Raw genomic sequence first — 15,366 nt, forward strand, 5'->3', positions numbered from 1 at the left:
GATCGCCGCAACCTGTCAGGAAAACTCACAGATGAGCCGCGACCTTCCACCCCTCAACGCCTTACGCGCATTTGAAGCCACTGCCCGCCTCAACAGCGTCAGCCAGGCCGCCGGACAATTGCATGTGACACATGGTGCGGTGAGCCGCCAGTTGAAAGTGCTTGAAGAACACTTGGGGGTAAGCCTGTTCGTCAAGGAAGGGCGAGGCCTTAAACTCACAGATGCGGGCGTAAGGCTGCGAGATGCAAGCGCCGAGGCGTTTGAGCGTTTGCGGGATGTGTGCGCTGAGCTCACCCAGAGCAGCGCCGATGCGCCTTTCGTACTCGGTTGTTCGGGCAGTCTGCTGGCGCGTTGGTTTATTCCGCGCCTGGGGCGCTTGAATGCGGATTTGCCGGACTTGCGCTTGCACCTGTCTGCCGGCGAAGGTGACCTTGACCCTCGTCGCCCTGGGTTGGACGCGCTGCTGGTATTTGCCGAGCCGCCGTGGCCGGCGGATATGCAGGTGTATGAACTGGCCAGCGAACGCATCGGTCCGGTCATGAGCCCGCGTTTTGACGGTTATGAACAGTTGCGCCTGGCACCGGCATCCGCCTTGGCTGATGAAGCGCTGCTGCACACCACCTCACGGCCCCAAGCCTGGCCCAGTTGGGCGCGTCAACACGGCATTGAGCCGGGCGCGTTGAAACTCGGCCAGGGATTTGAGCATTTGTATTATTTGCTGGAAGCGGCAGTTGCAGGATTGGGAGTGGCGATTGCGCCAGAACCGCTGGTGGCAGAGGACCTGCGTGCGGGTCGCCTGGTGGCGCCGTGGGGTTTCAGCGAAACCCCGGCGCACCTGGCGTTGTGGCTACCCAAGCGCGCCGCAGACGGGCGCGCCGCGCAGTTGGCGCAATGGCTCAAGGCCGAGCTGATGCGCCAACCGCTATAGCCGGTAAATCAGTCGCCGCGCTTGCACAGAAGGTAGGCCGCCAGCAGACCCAACGCGCCAACGGCGACACCGGCGGTGGTCCATGGATGCTCTTGTGCGTAGTCCCGGGTGGCAACACCAGTTTCGCGGATTTTGACTTTGCTTTCTTCATAGGCATCGCTGATCAGATGACGAGAGTGCTTGAGGGCGTTCTCGGCATTGCTTTTCAGGGCCTTCAGCGTTTTGCGCGACTCATCGGATGCATCATCCTTGAGGCTCTCAAGGGACTTGAGCAGGCTCGAGATCTCGGCTTCCATGCTTTCCAGCGACGCTTTGCGTAAAGAAGTGTTGGCCATGTGAACATCTCCTGAAGTGATTGAGTGGCGTGTGTAGATACCGACTGCGGCGGTTTCAGAAAGTGCAGTAATTCTGAACTTTCACCTCTCAACGGTCGCCAGAAGCAGTACGAGTATTCACTGCTAGTCTTGATTAACGACCCCTAGGAGAAATGCCATGAGTGATCATCACACCTACAAGAAAGTCGAATTGGTGGGCTCTTCCACCACCAGCATCGAAGACGCGATCAACAATGCCCTGGCCGAGGCCAATAAAAGCATCAAGCACCTGGAGTGGTTTGAGGTGACCGAAACCCGCGGCCACATCAAGGATGGCAAGGCCGCGCATTTCCAAGTCACGCTTAAGGTGGGATTCCGAATTGCCAGTAGTTGATCGGCTGAGTTGAACTTTGACCGCTGGCCGATTGCCATAACCTGCGCTACAAACAACGGGTGCCGACGCGATGAGCGTCGGCACGCTCTTTCGATCAGCGCAAGGAATGTAACGGATGAAGAAGTTTCTGTTGGCGGTAGGTTTGTTAAGCATTGCGGGCACGGCCCTGGCGGCGGGCAAGCCTTGTGAAGAGCTGAAAAGCGAAATCGCAGCGAAAATCGACGCCAAGGGCGCTTCGGGTTATTCGCTGGAAGTAGTGGATAAAGGCGCTTCGACTGACGCTGAAGTGGTCGGCACCTGCGAAGGTGGCACCAAGGAAATCGTCTACAAACGCGGTTAATCCCATGTTGCAGACATAAAGCGACGCACTTGTGGCGAGGGAGCTTGCTCCCGCTGGAGTGCGCAGCGCTCCCCTTTTCTTGGGGCCGCTACGCAGCCCAGCGGGAGCAAGCTCCCTCGCCACAGGTGCGTCGTTTTTTTCGCCTGGGTTCAGCCTTTCATCACCTGCGCCAACAGCTCGTAGGAATGAATTCGGTCGGCATGCTCGTACAGGTCGCTGGTGAAGATCAGCTCATCGGCGCCGGTCTGCTCGATCAACACCTCCAGCTTGGCGCGGATCTTCGCCGGGCCGCCCACCATGGCCAAACCAAGGAAACTGCCGACCGCGTCTTTTTCATGGGGCAGCCAGAGGCCGTCCATGGTGTTCACCGGTGGGCGTTGCACCAGGCTCTGGCCGCGCATCAGTGCGAGGATGCGCTGGTACACCGAGGTGGCCAGGTAATCGGCCTGTTCATCGGTATCCGCCGCCACCAGCGGAATGCCGAGCATCACGTAGGGCTTGTCCAACACTGCCGACGGCTTGAAGTGATTGCGGTACACGCGAATCGCCTCATGCATCAAGCGTGGTGCGAAATGGGAGGCGAAGGCATACGGCAAACCCCGCTCACCGGCCAATTGCGCGCTGAACAGGCTTGAACCCAGCAGCCACACCGGCACGTTGGTGCCGGTACCCGGTACGGCGATCACCCGTTGATCGGGCGTACGTGGGCCCAGGTAGGCCATCAATTCGGCCACATCCTCGGGGAAATCATCGGCACTGCCTGAGCGTTCACGGCGCAGGGCGCGGGCGGTCATCTGGTCGGAGCCGGGCGCACGGCCCAGGCCCAGGTCAATACGGCCTGGGTAGAGGCTTTCCAGGGTGCCGAACTGCTCGGCGATCACCAGCGGCGCATGGTTAGGCAGCATGACGCCGCCGGAACCCACGCGAATGGTCGAGGTGCCGCCGGCCAGGTAGCCGAGCAGTACCGAGGTGGCCGAGCTGGCGATGCCGTCCATATTGTGGTGCTCAGCTACCCAGAAACGGTGATAGCCGAACTTTTCCACGTGCTGGGCCAGGTCCAGGGAGTTGCGCAGCGACTGCGCCGGGTTACCGTCGGCCCGCACGGGCACCAGGTCGAGGGTCGAGAATTTTACGTCAGACAGCGATTTCATAAGCCTGCTTCTCCAATTGGGGCGCAGGCTTTTTAGACGAACCAAAACCTGCTGCTTCATGTGCATGTTCTATGCAATGAGGGCATATACCCGAGATTCAATAGGGGGGTCCGAAATTTCCTACTAAATCCGTAGGTTTCTCCGACAAGATGAACTTTGCCTGGGCGTCTATCCTCAGAACCCTTACTGACGCAAAACCACCGTTCGAGGAGACCGCTATGAGTATCGTTAAAAAAGCATCCGCGCATTGGGAAGGTGATCTGAAGACTGGCCTGGGTTCCATCTCAACGGAAACCGGCGTGCTACGCGAAGCGCCCTACGGTTTCAAGGCCCGTTTCGAGGGCGGCAAGGGTACCAACCCCGAAGAACTGATTGGCGCGGCTCACGCCGGCTGTTTCTCCATGGCGTTTTCCATGATTCTCGGCGACGCCGGGCTCAAGGCCGACAGCATCGATACCCAGGCTGATGTGACGCTGGACCAGGTCGATGGCGGCTTTGCGATCACTGCGGTGCATCTGACCCTGAAAGCCAAGATCCCAGGCGCCAGCCAGGCACAGTTCGACGAACTGAGCAAAAAGGCCAAGGAGGGATGCCCGGTTTCCAAGGTGCTGAACGCGACCATCACCCTGGATGGCACGCTGGTTAACTAACACAGCGCTTTTTTGTGGGAGGGGGCTTGTCCCCGATAGCGGTGGGTCAGCCAATAGTTGGATGACGGGCACACTTTTATCGGGCACAAGCCCCCTCCTTCATTTAGTTATGCGTTAAATCAGAACTCGTGTTTCCCCTATGTGGTCCTATAGCCTATGCAGCCTTAGGCGCACACTCGTGCGCATGCATTCAGGGAGCTTCACACATGAAACGTTTTGCCTTGGCGATCATCTGCGCTGGATTGGCCACTTCGGCCGTGGCCGCTCCGAAAGATTGTGAAGAGCTCAGGAAGGAAATTGAAGTACAGCTCCAGGCCAAGGCGATTCCGTCCTACACCCTGGAAATCATTACCGCCGAAGAAGCCAAGAATCATGACGAAGCCATGATTGTCGGTTCGTGCGAAAACGGCACCAAGCGCATCATCTATCAGAAGAACAACGACTGATCAGATGCAGTTAACGCTGCGTTCTTCGGCCAGCAACTGCCGTGCTGAGTCATACAGCCGGATATTGGGCGTGAACGCCAGCGAGCGGCCTTCGAGCACATAGCGCTGGCCAGCCTGGAAATGGTCGTACTGCAAGGTCATGAAGCAGGTTCGATACATCATCTGGCTGAGGCCCCCCAAACCACCGCCGGCGGGCACTTCAAAATCAAAGCGCACCATCAGCTCGTGAGGGCCGGGGGGCATCTGGAAAAAGCGCCCGTCGTCGAGGTTCTTCCCATCCAGGCGCTGGGCCATGACCAACTTGGAGCCCGGGGTCGGCGTGGTGAAGTCGACCCAGGCCTGCTGCGGATCGACTGGCGGGATTGGGGCCGAAGCGCAGGCGCTGAGGAACAGGGCGGCGGCGGGAAACAGAAACTGACGCATGGCAGGTACTCAACGCAGGGAGAGGTTTGAGTATAAACACGCCGCGCCGTGGAAAAATTCCATTCAAGCGCGATAGTCTGGCGATTTAATCAACCAGGGGCAGTCGGGGCATGATCAGGCGTTTTCTTGCGGGGTTGATGGTTGTGCTCCTCAGCGGCTGTTCCAGCGTCAGTTATTACGGCCAATTGGCGAGCGGCCAGTGGCAGCTGTTGCGGGCCCGGGAGCCGGTGGTCGAGGTCATCGCCGACCCGTCTCGCCCGCAATTGCTGCGCGAGCATCTGGCTCAATCGCAGAAAGCCCGCACTTTTGCCAGTGAACACCTGCAGTTGCCGGACAACCAAAGTTATCGGCTATACGCCGATATCGGCCGGCCTTATGTGGTGTGGAATGTCTTCGCCACCCAGGAGTTTTCCCTGTCTGCTGAAAACCACTGCTTTCCCATTGCCGGTTGCGTTGCCTATCGCGGCTACTACAGCCAAGGTGCGGCGCGTGGCGAAGCGGCGCTGTTGCGCCAACGAGGTATGGACGTGTCGATCGGTGGCGTCGAAGCCTATTCCACCCTGGGTTGGTTCAATGACCCGATCATGAGCTCGATGCTGGGCTGGGGCGATGAGCGTCTCGCCACGCTGATCTTCCATGAGCTGGCCCACCAGCGCTTTTATGTGAAGGACGACACCGAGTTCAATGAGTCATTCGCGACTTTTGTCGAGCAGGAAGGCACCCGGCAATGGCGGGCTTTTCGTGGCCTGGCACCCCTGAGCGATGCGACGTTGCAGCAGCGTGACCAGTTTGTCAGGCTGATCCTCGATACCCGTAAACGCCTGGAAAAGATCTACGCGCAGCCTTTGTCGGCTGATGCGATGCGCCGGGCCAAAGCTGCGCAGTTCGAGCGTTTGCGCACCGACTACCGGCGGCTGCGTGATAGCCAGTGGGGCGGCGACAAGCGTTATGACGCCTGGATCAATCAGCCGATGAACAATGCGCGGCTGTTGCCGTTCGGGCTGTATGACCAGTGGGTGCCGGCGTTTGCGGCGTTGTTTGCGCAGGAGGGTGGGGATTGGGTGAAGTTTTATGCGGCTGTGGAAAGGCTGGGGAAATTGCCGGTGGTGCAGCGTAAAGCGGCGTTGAGGCAATTGGAGAGTCGCGGCCGTTAGGGCCTCATCGGGGGCAAGCCCCCTCCCACATTTTGAGCGATGTACAAAGGCTAATTGTGGGAGGGAGCTTGCCCCCGATAGCGGTTTCAAGGGCGCTGCAAAAACGCCTGGTGCATCTGCGCCAACGTCTCGAAGTGCCAGGTCGGCGCCTCGGCATTCAACTCTTCAAAGCTGCCAAACCCATACCCCACCGCCGCCGAATCCAGCCCGTTGCTCCGCGCTCCGATCAGGTCATGCTTACGATCGCCAATCATCAAGGTCGTGGTCGGGTCCAGCCCTTCCTGTTGTATCAAGTGGGCGATCAGCTCGACCTTGTTGGTGCGCGTACCATCCAGTTCACTGCCGTAGATGACCTTGAAATGCCGGGCAAAATCGAAATGCCGCGCGATCTCACGGGCAAATTCCCACGGCTTGGAGGTGGCCACGTACAGCTGGCGGCCTTGGCTGTTCAGTTCGTCCAGCAGCGGCATGACACCGTCAAACACGAGGTTTTCGTACAGTCCGGTGACCCTGAAGCGCTCGCGGTAGAAATTCACCGCCTCCCAGGCCCTGGCCTCGTCGAAGTCATAGAATTGCATGAACGCCTGCAGCAACGGCGGGCCGATAAAGTGCTCCAACCGGGTTAGGTCTGGCTCATCGATGCCTAACTTGCCAAGGGCGTACTGGATCGAACGGGTAATGCCCTCGCGCGGGTCGGTGAGGGTGCCATCGAGGTCGAATAGAACCGTTGAGTAATGCAGGCTCACTGGTCGAACCCCGCTGCCAGGTGCAGGTCCTTGAGCTTCACGTAGTTCGCGGCACTGTAGGTGAAAAAGGCGCGCTCTTTGTCAGTCAGCGCACGGACCTGTTTAACCGGGCTGCCCACATACAGAAAACCACTGTCGAGTTTCTTGCCCGGCGGCACCAGGCTGCCGGCGCCGATGATCACGTCGTCTTCGACCACGGCGCCGTCCATCACGATGCTGCCCATGCCGATCAGCACACGACTACCCACGGTGCAGCCATGCAGCATGACCTTGTGAGCGATGGTCACGTCGTCGCCGATCAGCAGCGGGAAACCGTCAGGATTGAACGGCCCTGCATGGGTAATGTGCAGCACGCAGCCGTCCTGCACGCTGGTACGTGCACCGATGCGGATGCGGTGCATGTCGCCGCGTATCACTGTCAGCGGCCATACCGAGCTGTCGGCGCCGATTTCGACATCGCCGATCACCACCGCCGAAGTATCGACAAAAGCCCCGGCGCCCAGGGTTGGCGTGTGGTTCTGATAGGTGCGAAGGGTCACGATAGCCTCTCTCTCTTCTGCTGATAGCTGCGGTGGGTGTTGATTGTAATTAAGATGGCCCCATCTTTGTTCTTACATGTTTCTTCAGCCAAGGTGCCAACCGTGAGCGCGAACAACCCTCTATTGCAGTCCTACGACCTGCCGCCGTTCTCGGCGATCCGTGCCGAGCACGTCCAGCCGGCCATCGAACAGATCCTCGCCGACAACCGTGTGGCTATCGCAGACATCCTGCAAAGCCAGGGTAAAAATCCGACATGGGCCGGTCTGGTCCTTGCCATGGATGAACTCAATGATCGTCTTGGCGCTGCCTGGAGCCCGGTCAGCCACCTCAATGCCGTGTGCAACAGCGCCGAGCTGCGCGAAGCCTACGAGGCTTGCTTGCCGGCATTGAGCGCCTACTCCACCGAAATGGGCCAGAACCGCGAACTGTTCCAAGCCTTCGAAGCCTTGGCCAACAGCCCAGAGGCCGCCGGTTTCGACGTGGCGCAGAAAACCATTCTGGAACACGCCCTGCGCGATTTCCGCCTGTCGGGCATCGACCTGCCGCCGGAGCAGCAAAAGCGCTACGCCGAAGTGCAGAGCAAGCTTTCCGAGCTGGGCAGCAAATTCTCCAACCAGCTGCTGGACGCCACCCAAGCCTGGACCAAGCAGGTCACCGATGAAACCACCCTCGCCGGCCTGACCGACTCTGCCAAGGCGCAAATGGCCGCTGCGGCCCAGGCCAAGGGCCTTGATGGCTGGCTGATCACCCTGGAATTCCCCAGCTACTACGCGGTAATGACCTACGCCCAGGACCGCGCCTTGCGTGAAGAGGTGTACGCCGCTTACTGCACCCGTGCATCGGACCAAGGCCCGAACGCCGGCCAGAACGATAACGGCCCGGTGATGGAGCAGATCCTCGACCTGCGTCAGGAACTGGCCCAGTTGTTGGGTTTTGCGTCCTTCTCCGAGCTCAGCCTCGCAACCAAGATGGCCGAGTCCAGTGACCAGGTGCTGAGCTTCCTGCGTGACCTGGCCAAGCGCAGCAAGCCGTTTGCTACCCAGGATTTGCAGCAACTCAAGGCTTACGCCGCCGAACAAGGCTGCGCTGACCTGCAGAGCTGGGACAGCGGTTTCTATGGCGAGAAACTGCGCGAGCAGCGCTACAGCGTGTCCCAGGAAGCCCTGCGCGCCTACTTCCCCATCGACAAGGTGCTGGGCGGGCTGTTTGCCATCGTTCAGCGCCTGTATGGCATTGAGATCGCCGAGCTAAAGGGCTTCGACGCCTGGCATCCGGATGTCCGCCTGTTCGAAATCAAGGAAAACGGCGAACACGTGGGGCGCTTCTTCTTCGACCTGTACGCTCGCGCCAACAAGCGCGGCGGCGCCTGGATGGACGGAGCCCGTGACCGCCGCCGCACCGTCGACGGCGTGCTGCAAAGCCCCGTGGCCAACCTGGTGTGCAACTTCACTCCGGCCGACAGCGGCAAGCCTGCCCTGCTGACCCACGATGAAGTCACCACGCTGTTTCACGAATTCGGCCACGGCCTGCATCACCTGCTGACCCGCGTTGAACATGCCGGCGTATCCGGTATCAACGGCGTGGCGTGGGATGCGGTGGAGTTGCCGAGCCAATTCATGGAGAACTGGTGCTGGGAGCCCGAAGGTCTGGCACTGATCTCCGGCCACTATGAAACCGGCGAGCCGCTGCCCCACGACCTGCTGGAAAAAATGCTCGCCGCGAAAAATTTCCAGTCCGGCCTGATGATGGTGCGCCAGCTGGAGTTCTCGCTGTTTGACTTCGAGCTGCACGCCACCCATGGCGATGGCCGCAGCGTGGCGCAGGTGCTCGAAGGCGTGCGTGACGAAGTCTCGGTGATGCGTCCGCCAGCCTACAACCGCTTCCCTAACAGCTTCGCGCACATCTTTGCCGGTGGTTATGCGGCGGGTTACTACAGCTACAAGTGGGCGGAAGTGCTGTCTGCGGACGCATTTTCCAAATTCGAAGAAGACGGCGTGCTCAACGCCCAGACCGGTCGGGCCTTCCGCGAAGCGATTCTGGCGCGTGGGGGTTCCCAGGCACCGATGGTGCTGTTCGTCGACTTCCGCGGACGAGCGCCGTCGATTGACGCACTCTTGCGCCACAGCGGCCTGAGTGAGGACGCGGCAGCATGAGTGAAGGGCCTGTGATTACCAAAAAGCAATTTATCGCCGGGGCAGTCTGCCCGGCGTGCAGCGAGCCGGACAAGTTGAAGATGTGGACCGAAGACAGCGTGCCGCACCGTGAATGCGTGGCCTGCGGCTATACCGATACGCTGAATGATCAAGGCTTGTCTGTACCCAAGGAATTGGGTACGCGGGTCAACACATCGGCATTGAAGGCGCCGGCGGACCCGAAGGTGCAAGCGGTGCAGTTCTTTCCTAATCCGAAGTTGAAAAAAGACTGATGCCCCCCTGGAGCGCCGCTTCAGGGGCGCGGTTTTAGTAGCTGTCTCATCTGCTTATATGCGCTCTAACCAAAACCTCCTGCCCTATTGGCTAACCCTCGTGACCACCGGTACTCGAGGGTAGCCACGTCTTTTCAGGGCTTTGCCTTCGCCGCTGGCGAGCTAAGCCGCTATGTTTTTCGCCTGCCCTATTGGGCGAACCTTGGCTTGAAAAATTATCAGGTTAAATATAAGTACTACGCTGGCACATTACCGTGTTCAGTTTAAGTACTCATAAATAAGTCTGCCTTCAAAACGTGTAGGGCTCTGAATGTAAAAAACACTTGAGAAATTGACAGTTACAAAGTGCTGTGGAACGACATGCTTGGGCAAAGTCACACAGTAAGCGCATATCTATTCCATATGCTTACGTGTATTTGACCTACAGGGAAATCAAATTGAGCCTGGTGACTGAATCCAAAGTTTATGTACCGCAGCAATTGCCTGAATTCAATAACAGTAAACCGAAGTTGGATGGTTCCGTTGAGCAACGCTATGTTCAACCGCTAGTTCCAAAGCCTAGGATGATGGCAGAAGAGGCGAAGGTGAAAAACACCTTCAGGGAACAGGCAGTGCTACATCGTTTTGACACGAACGGTTCTGGCCTTAACAGAGCGAAAAGGGACGCCAGTGTCTATCATCAAAAAACGCCAACCGGACAAGTTTTAGAAAAAGAAGCAACGGCGACTAAAAGTGCGCTGGATGAGTGGGCAAAAAAAAATGCAATTAGCCCCGACGGTCCCCCAGTGGATACTGCACAGCATGTCGATGATTTCGAGGCAGTGGCCGATAGATCTGAAGGTGATGCCCTGCTCGCAACCGCCACGTCACAAAAGATGCAAGCTCTAACAGAGGCCGACCTGAGTGATCCCTCACCACAAGTTGTCGTACCCAAGAAATCGACGCTGTATCCATGGATGCTTCAGGTATCTGCTGCTTTCACCAACCGAATACTTCGGGATTGGACGGTAGATAATAAGGTAGATCCCGCCAGTCTTCGTTACGACACCTTAACGAATACTTTTCATGCAAAGACGCTTGATGGCAAGGAGCTGAGCTTCACAAAAAGTGAATTTTCATCAGAATTTCCGGAATATAAAGAGGCGCTTGATCCAATCATTGATGTTGCAAAGGTCGTTGCTCCAAAGGGTCGCGTCCAGCTTCAGAAATATCCAGAGGGTAGCGCGGGCCTTGATCTGATTCAAAGTTTCTACGGCTTAGACCCCAATGAGAAGTCACTTGAAAAAATTCACGAGATCGCGAAAGAGCTGCACCATGGAGAATTTCCAAATGCAACTCAAAACACGTTGCCCGGCGTTACAGAGGTGGTTAAGCATAGAGTTGCCATGGAGCAGAAAGAAAAGAGCTACGTGAATAAATTGGCGCCTGAAGTGGAGCATCGTCCCGATGAACTTGACTTTGAAACATCGGACGTCAACGACACCATCGCCGCTTCCACAGGGGAAATAATGGCGAACCTGGATCAGGTGAGCCTTAATGGACCGACACCACTGATCGATATTCCGCCCAAATCCAGTTTGACGCCATGGCTACAGCAGGTGAACGCTGCTTTTGGTAATAAGATACTCATGGACTGGGCTGATAATTATGACGTGAAGCTGGACACCTTAAAATATGACCCATTACTTAAGTTGTTTGGTGTGCAGACGTTGGAGGGTAAAAATCTAAACTTCACTGCCGAAGAGTTTGCCGAGCAGTATCCAAAGTACCGCGATGGGCTCACGCCCATAATTGATGTTGCCAAAGTAGTCTCGCCGGCGGGGGGAGTGATTCTTCAAAGGTATCCCGACAATAAGGCTGGTCTCGACCTAGTGCTGAGCTTCTATGGATTAGACCCCACCGAAAAAAATATAGAAAAAGTCAATCAGACAGGAAATGAGTTATTGAGCAGGCACGCATTTGCGCCCAACGTGGAGGTGAAGGAGCGCAATCAACAGACACTTTCAGAGCAACAGCAGGCCCTGCAGGCGAGGGAAACTGAATTTACGGACAGGCTCAATAGCCCTACGGAGATCTATCCACTTTCTCCTAAAGAGCAAAGGCAGTTCCCAGAAGCAAAAATCGTGGAGTCAACCGCAGATGCGATGTTGAAGCTGGACGAATCTAATAAGGATGGCTCAAGCGCATACATTAATATTTCCGAAGATTCAAAGTTGTATCCCTGGTACGAACAAGTAGCAGGCGCATTCAATAACGATGTGATTAATGAGTGGGCATCAAAGTTTAATATAGATCGCAACAGTTTTACTTATGATGCAGCGGCAGGGGTGTTTCATGCAAAAAAATATGAAGGAAAGGAGCTTTCATATACCCCTGAACAATTTTCAAAGAAATTTCCAAAATTTTCCAATGCGCTTGAACCAATAGTAGACGTGGCCAAAGTAGTTGCGCCTAACGGAGGGGTCGTGAGTGGGTATTTCTCTGAGGACACTGCGCCACTCAGTTTGGTGCTGAATTTCTTTGGGGTGGATATTAAAGGAAAGTCTGTTGAAGAAATACACGAAATGGCGCGGACGTTAAATAAGGAAAGAAAATTTCCTGATCAGCCTGCATTGCCTGACCGTAGTGAGCAGGCGCTAGAGTCGCAGCAGAAAAAATTGGAAGCATTGAACAATGAGTATTATGAAAAAACGTATGGAGGCCAGACAGAGTTTCAGGGCATTGAACTATCGGAACATGGTGGGGTTTTAGTACCGAATAACTCACGCTAGAAATCCGAGAGCCTATACCTAAACAGGAGCGCCGGCTGAAGGAGCAAACGTACCGATCAACCGGCGTTTTCTTATGCCCATGCCACCACGGGCGAACGACGGCGTGAAGTAGCCGCGCATCTGCACCTGGTAGATAAACGGATGCTCCTCGCCATGCCCGATTTCCAGGCTGACGCACCTGCGGCGTTAATACGTTCGTTTCCGTTTGGCGCTGGCTTCAACCAGCCGATCATCGACTATTACGCCGAAACGCACCCAGCGTCGTCTCATTTATCGCGTGCTCCTAAACCTATTGGTGAATCACTTTCCGATAAATTGTGGCTATCCAGCTGCTGCGGCTTACGCCATGCATCCATGATTTCATACGATCTGATCCGGTTTTTTCGTCAATGAACCGATTCCTCTCAATCCTTAGCCTGCTATCATTTGTAACTATTGTTTGCCAGTGTGCTCTATCACTTTAGATTCCAGTGCTTGGCAAGCCTTCACGCTGCTCCCAGAAGTGGCGGATAAACCCGTGACCACATGATGAGGTGTACCCATGTCTGATCAAGATCAAGACAACCCCCGGCGTGATTTTCTACGCAAATCCTTGACCTTGATCCCGGTGGTCACGGTTGCCAGCACCGGCCTTGGCGGTTCGATGCTGATGGCTACGCCGGAGCCTGCCCAGGCCACTCCGGTCAAGCCTGTGGCGAGCGACAAAACCTACGAACCGAGCTACTTCACGGCTGAGGAATGGGCCTTTATCAACGCCGCCGTGGAGCGCTTGATTCCCGCTGACGCACAGGGCCCTGGCGCCTTGGAAGCTGGCGCGCCGGAATACATCGACCGTCAGATGAACACGCCGTATGCCAGCGGCGCCCTGTGGTACATGCAAGGCCCGTTTAAAGCCGACGCAGCGCCGGAGATGGGTTGGCAGAGCAAATTAGTGCCCAAGGAAATCTACCGCCTGGGTATTGCTGCGACGGATGCATGGTCGAAGGCGTTCAACGGTAAAGCTTTTGCTGCGCAAGACAGCGCTACCCGAGACGATATGCTGCGGCGCCTGGAGGCTGGCGGCAGTGAAGTCGCAGCGCATTTCGAGGCGGTGCCAGCGAAGATATTCTTCAACCTGTTGCTGCAAAACACTAAGGAGGGTTTCTTCTGCGATCCCATCCATGGCGGCAATAAAGGCATGGTCGGTTGGACCATGATTGGCTTCCCGGGCGCCCGCGCCGACTTTATGGATTGGGTGGAACGCAACGAGCAATACCCCTTCCCGGCTGTTTCCATTCGCGGCGAGAGGGCATAAACGTGGCGACCATCATGAAGAAAGTGGATGCGGTGATTGTTGGCTTCGGCTGGACCGGCGCGATCATGGCCAAGGAGCTGACGGAAGCGGGTCTCAACGTGGTAGCGCTGGAGCGCGGCCCGATGCAGGACACTTATCCGGACGGCAACTATCCCCAGGTCATCGACGAATTGACCTACAGCGTGCGTAAAAAGCTGTTCCAGGATATCTCCAAGGAGACGGTGACCATTCGCCATAGCGTGAATGATATTGCCCTGCCCAACCGTCAGTTGGGTGCATTCCTGCCGGGTAATGGCGTAGGGGGCGCGGGCCTGCACTGGTCAGGTGTGCATTTTCGCGTCGACCCCATCGAACTGCGCATGCGCAGCCATTACGAAGAGCGCTATGGGAAGAACTTTATTCCCAAGGACATGACCATCCAGGATTTTGGTGTCAGCTACGAAGAACTGGAACCATTTTTCGATTATGCGGAAAAAGTCTTCGGCACCTCCGGCCAAGCTTGGACCGTCAAGGGCCAATTGGTTGGCGTAGGCCGCGGTGGCAACCCGTATGCGCCGGATCGCTCCAACCCGTTCCCGCTGGAGGCGCAGAAAAATACCGTCTCCGCACAGCTGTTTCAGAAAGCCGCGGCTGAAGTGGGGTACAAACCCTACAACCTGCCGTCGGCCAATACTTCGGGACCCTACACCAACCCTTATGGCGCGCAGATGGGGCCGTGTAATTTCTGCGGTTTTTGCAGTGGCTACGTGTGCTACATGTATTCCAAGGCATCTCCGAACGTGAACATCCTGCCGGCCCTTCGCCAAGTGCCGAACTTCGAGCTGCGACCCAATTCCCACGTGCTCAAGGTCAACCTCGACAGCACCCGGAAAAAAGCCACCGGCGTGACTTATATCGACGCCCAGGGCCGCGAATGCGAGCAGCCGGCAGACCTGGTGATTCTTGGCGCGTTCCAGTTCCATAACGTGCGCCTGATGCTGTTGTCGGGCATCGGCAAGCCCTACGATCCGATCACCAATGAGGGTGTGGTGGGCCGCAACTTCGCCTACCAGAACATGGGCACCATCAAGGCGTTCTTCGACAAGGACACTCACACCAACAACTTCATCGGCGCGGGCGGCAATGGCGTGGCCATCGACGACTTCAACGCCGACAACTTCGATCACGGCCCCCACGGCTTCGTGGGTGGCTCGCCGATGTGGGTCAACCAGGCCGGCAGCCGGCCGATTGCCGGTACCTCCAACCCGCCGGGCACGCCTGCCTGGGGCAGCGCCTGGAAGCGCGCCACCGCCGATTACTACACCCATCAGGTGTCGATGGATGCCCACGGCGCCCATCAGTCCTACCGCAGCAACTACCTGGACCTGGATCCGGTTTACCGCGATGCCTACGGTTTGCCGCTGCTGCGCATGACCTTCGACTGGCAAGAAAACGACATCAAGATGAACCGCTTCATGATCGAGAAAATGGGCAAGGTCGCCCAAGCCATGAACCCCAAGGCCATCGCGGTGTTGGGTAAAAAAGTCGGCGAGCACTTCAATACTGCCTCGTACCAGACCACCCACCTCAACGGTGGCGCGATCATGGGCACCGATCCAAAAACCAGTGCCTTGAACCGCTACCTGCAGTGCTGGGATGTACACAACGTGTTTGTCCCGGGTGCGTCTGCTTTCCCACAAGGGTTGGGCTACAACCCTACGGGGCTGGTGGCAGCGTTGACCTATTGGTCAGCTCGGGCGATCCGTGAGCAGTACCTGAAAAACCCCGGCCCGCTGGTTCAGGCATAAGGA

17 protein-coding genes and 1 pseudogene are annotated in these 15,366 nt (G+C 57.0%); 12 read left to right on the forward strand and 6 right to left on the reverse strand.

What is annotated here, in order from left to right:
- The first annotated feature begins 31 nt into the window (after positions 1 to 31).
- Complete coding sequence (locus tag QYQ93_RS01115) at positions 32 to 928, forward strand: LysR family transcriptional regulator (RefSeq protein ID WP_338476104.1); 897 nt, start codon at positions 32 to 34, stop codon at positions 926 to 928.
- A gap of 8 nt (positions 929 to 936) precedes the next feature.
- Here the strand turns inward: QYQ93_RS01115 and QYQ93_RS01120 are convergent, their stop codons facing one another.
- Entirely contained in the window at positions 937 to 1,263 is a 327-nt protein-coding gene (locus QYQ93_RS01120) for a DUF883 family protein (protein WP_003170746.1), read from the reverse strand.
- A 157-nt stretch (positions 1,264 to 1,420) separates the two neighbouring features.
- Here QYQ93_RS01120 and QYQ93_RS01125 point away from each other — a divergent pair, with 157 nt between their 5' ends.
- Complete coding sequence (locus QYQ93_RS01125; RefSeq protein WP_005783406.1) at positions 1,421 to 1,636, forward strand: dodecin; 216 nt, start codon at positions 1,421 to 1,423, stop codon at positions 1,634 to 1,636.
- 115 nt (positions 1,637 to 1,751) lie between these two features.
- The gene (locus QYQ93_RS01130) at positions 1,752 to 1,976 is read left to right on the forward strand and encodes a DUF1161 domain-containing protein (RefSeq protein WP_043048282.1); all 225 of its coding nucleotides are present in this window, start codon (positions 1,752 to 1,754) and stop codon (positions 1,974 to 1,976) included.
- A gap of 149 nt (positions 1,977 to 2,125) precedes the next feature.
- On the opposite strand, the gene QYQ93_RS01135 is transcribed toward QYQ93_RS01130, so the two are convergent.
- Positions 2,126 to 3,127: an LLM class flavin-dependent oxidoreductase gene (locus QYQ93_RS01135; RefSeq protein WP_338476107.1), complete on the reverse strand. Its 1,002-nt coding sequence runs from the start codon at positions 3,125 to 3,127 to the stop codon at positions 2,126 to 2,128.
- 218 nt (positions 3,128 to 3,345) lie between these two features.
- Between QYQ93_RS01135 and QYQ93_RS01140 the strand changes: the two genes are divergently transcribed.
- Both QYQ93_RS01140 and QYQ93_RS01145 read left to right on the forward strand, forming a co-directional pair.
- Complete coding sequence (locus QYQ93_RS01140; RefSeq protein ID WP_043048284.1) at positions 3,346 to 3,777, forward strand: OsmC family protein; 432 nt, start codon at positions 3,346 to 3,348, stop codon at positions 3,775 to 3,777.
- A gap of 206 nt (positions 3,778 to 3,983) precedes the next feature.
- Positions 3,984 to 4,223: a DUF1161 domain-containing protein gene (locus QYQ93_RS01145; protein WP_043048286.1), complete on the forward strand. Its 240-nt coding sequence runs from the start codon at positions 3,984 to 3,986 to the stop codon at positions 4,221 to 4,223.
- Here the strand turns inward: QYQ93_RS01145 and QYQ93_RS01150 are convergent, their stop codons facing one another.
- The gene (locus QYQ93_RS01150; protein ID WP_043048288.1) at positions 4,224 to 4,646 is read right to left on the reverse strand and encodes a lipoprotein; all 423 of its coding nucleotides are present in this window, start codon (positions 4,644 to 4,646) and stop codon (positions 4,224 to 4,226) included.
- Positions 4,647 to 4,756: 110 nt separating this feature from the next.
- Between QYQ93_RS01150 and QYQ93_RS01155 the strand changes: the two genes are divergently transcribed.
- A complete protein-coding gene (locus QYQ93_RS01155) occupies positions 4,757 to 5,800 on the forward strand; it encodes an aminopeptidase (protein ID WP_043048290.1) in 1,044 nt (347 codons plus the stop codon).
- A gap of 86 nt (positions 5,801 to 5,886) precedes the next feature.
- On the opposite strand, the gene QYQ93_RS01160 is transcribed toward QYQ93_RS01155, so the two are convergent.
- Entirely contained in the window at positions 5,887 to 6,546 is a 660-nt protein-coding gene (locus QYQ93_RS01160) for an HAD family hydrolase (RefSeq protein ID WP_338476108.1), read from the reverse strand.
- Entirely contained in the window at positions 6,543 to 7,085 is a 543-nt protein-coding gene (locus tag QYQ93_RS01165; RefSeq protein ID WP_338476109.1) for a gamma carbonic anhydrase family protein, read from the reverse strand. The genes QYQ93_RS01160 and QYQ93_RS01165 overlap by 4 nt, the downstream gene beginning before the upstream one ends.
- A 54-nt stretch (positions 7,086 to 7,139) precedes the next feature.
- On the opposite strand from QYQ93_RS01165, the gene prlC reads away from it, so the two are divergent.
- The 3 genes from prlC to QYQ93_RS01180 all read left to right on the forward strand — a co-directional run bounded on the left by prlC (position 7,140) and on the right by QYQ93_RS01180 (position 12,282).
- Positions 7,140 to 9,239: an oligopeptidase A gene (prlC, locus tag QYQ93_RS01170; protein ID WP_338476110.1), complete on the forward strand. Its 2,100-nt coding sequence runs from the start codon at positions 7,140 to 7,142 to the stop codon at positions 9,237 to 9,239.
- The gene (locus QYQ93_RS01175; protein ID WP_017528719.1) at positions 9,236 to 9,511 is read left to right on the forward strand and encodes a YheV family putative zinc ribbon protein; all 276 of its coding nucleotides are present in this window, start codon (positions 9,236 to 9,238) and stop codon (positions 9,509 to 9,511) included. Before prlC ends, QYQ93_RS01175 begins: the two co-directional genes overlap by 4 nt.
- Positions 9,512 to 9,948: 437 nt before the next feature.
- Entirely contained in the window at positions 9,949 to 12,282 is a 2,334-nt protein-coding gene (locus tag QYQ93_RS01180) for a hypothetical protein (protein WP_338476111.1), read from the forward strand.
- 75 nt (positions 12,283 to 12,357) lie between these two features.
- On the opposite strand, the pseudogene QYQ93_RS28460 reads toward QYQ93_RS01180, so the two are convergent.
- Positions 12,358 to 12,456: pseudogene (locus QYQ93_RS28460) on the reverse strand (hypothetical protein); the annotation flags it as partial.
- Here QYQ93_RS28460 and QYQ93_RS01185 point away from each other — a divergent pair.
- The 3 genes from QYQ93_RS01185 to QYQ93_RS01195 all read left to right on the forward strand — a co-directional run bounded on the left by QYQ93_RS01185 (position 12,436) and on the right by QYQ93_RS01195 (position 15,363).
- A complete protein-coding gene (locus QYQ93_RS01185; protein ID WP_338476112.1) occupies positions 12,436 to 12,675 on the forward strand; it encodes a hypothetical protein in 240 nt (79 codons plus the stop codon). The pseudogene QYQ93_RS28460 and the gene QYQ93_RS01185 sit on opposite strands and share 21 nt — an antisense overlap.
- A 148-nt stretch (positions 12,676 to 12,823) precedes the next feature.
- A complete protein-coding gene (locus QYQ93_RS01190) occupies positions 12,824 to 13,576 on the forward strand; it encodes a gluconate 2-dehydrogenase subunit 3 family protein (RefSeq protein WP_338476113.1) in 753 nt (250 codons plus the stop codon).
- 2 nt (positions 13,577 to 13,578) lie between these two features.
- Entirely contained in the window at positions 13,579 to 15,363 is a 1,785-nt protein-coding gene (locus QYQ93_RS01195; RefSeq protein WP_338476114.1) for a GMC family oxidoreductase, read from the forward strand.
- The last annotated feature ends 3 nt before the right edge of the window (positions 15,364 to 15,366 follow it).

This window comes from Pseudomonas khavaziana (genome assembly GCF_036704165.1).
Lineage (GTDB): Bacteria > Pseudomonadota > Gammaproteobacteria > Pseudomonadales > Pseudomonadaceae > Aquipseudomonas > Aquipseudomonas khavaziana.

Coding starts and splice junctions, on each gene's coding strand:
- QYQ93_RS01115 (WP_338476104.1), top strand. CDS start 32: ATGAGCCGCGACCTTCCACCCCTCAACGCCTTACGCGCATTTGAAGCC.
- QYQ93_RS01120 (WP_003170746.1), bottom strand. CDS start 1,263: ATGGCCAACACTTCTTTACGCAAAGCGTCGCTGGAAAGCATGGAAGCC.
- QYQ93_RS01125 (WP_005783406.1), top strand. CDS start 1,421: ATGAGTGATCATCACACCTACAAGAAAGTCGAATTGGTGGGCTCTTCC.
- QYQ93_RS01130 (WP_043048282.1), top strand. CDS start 1,752: ATGAAGAAGTTTCTGTTGGCGGTAGGTTTGTTAAGCATTGCGGGCACG.
- QYQ93_RS01135 (WP_338476107.1), bottom strand. CDS start 3,127: ATGAAATCGCTGTCTGACGTAAAATTCTCGACCCTCGACCTGGTGCCC.
- QYQ93_RS01140 (WP_043048284.1), top strand. CDS start 3,346: ATGAGTATCGTTAAAAAAGCATCCGCGCATTGGGAAGGTGATCTGAAG.
- QYQ93_RS01145 (WP_043048286.1), top strand. CDS start 3,984: ATGAAACGTTTTGCCTTGGCGATCATCTGCGCTGGATTGGCCACTTCG.
- QYQ93_RS01150 (WP_043048288.1), bottom strand. CDS start 4,646: ATGCGTCAGTTTCTGTTTCCCGCCGCCGCCCTGTTCCTCAGCGCCTGC.
- QYQ93_RS01155 (WP_043048290.1), top strand. CDS start 4,757: ATGATCAGGCGTTTTCTTGCGGGGTTGATGGTTGTGCTCCTCAGCGGC.
- prlC (WP_338476110.1), top strand. CDS start 7,140: ATGGCCCCATCTTTGTTCTTACATGTTTCTTCAGCCAAGGTGCCAACC.
- QYQ93_RS01175 (WP_017528719.1), top strand. CDS start 9,236: ATGAGTGAAGGGCCTGTGATTACCAAAAAGCAATTTATCGCCGGGGCA.
- QYQ93_RS01185 (WP_338476112.1), top strand. CDS start 12,436: ATGCCCGATTTCCAGGCTGACGCACCTGCGGCGTTAATACGTTCGTTT.
- QYQ93_RS01190 (WP_338476113.1), top strand. CDS start 12,824: ATGTCTGATCAAGATCAAGACAACCCCCGGCGTGATTTTCTACGCAAA.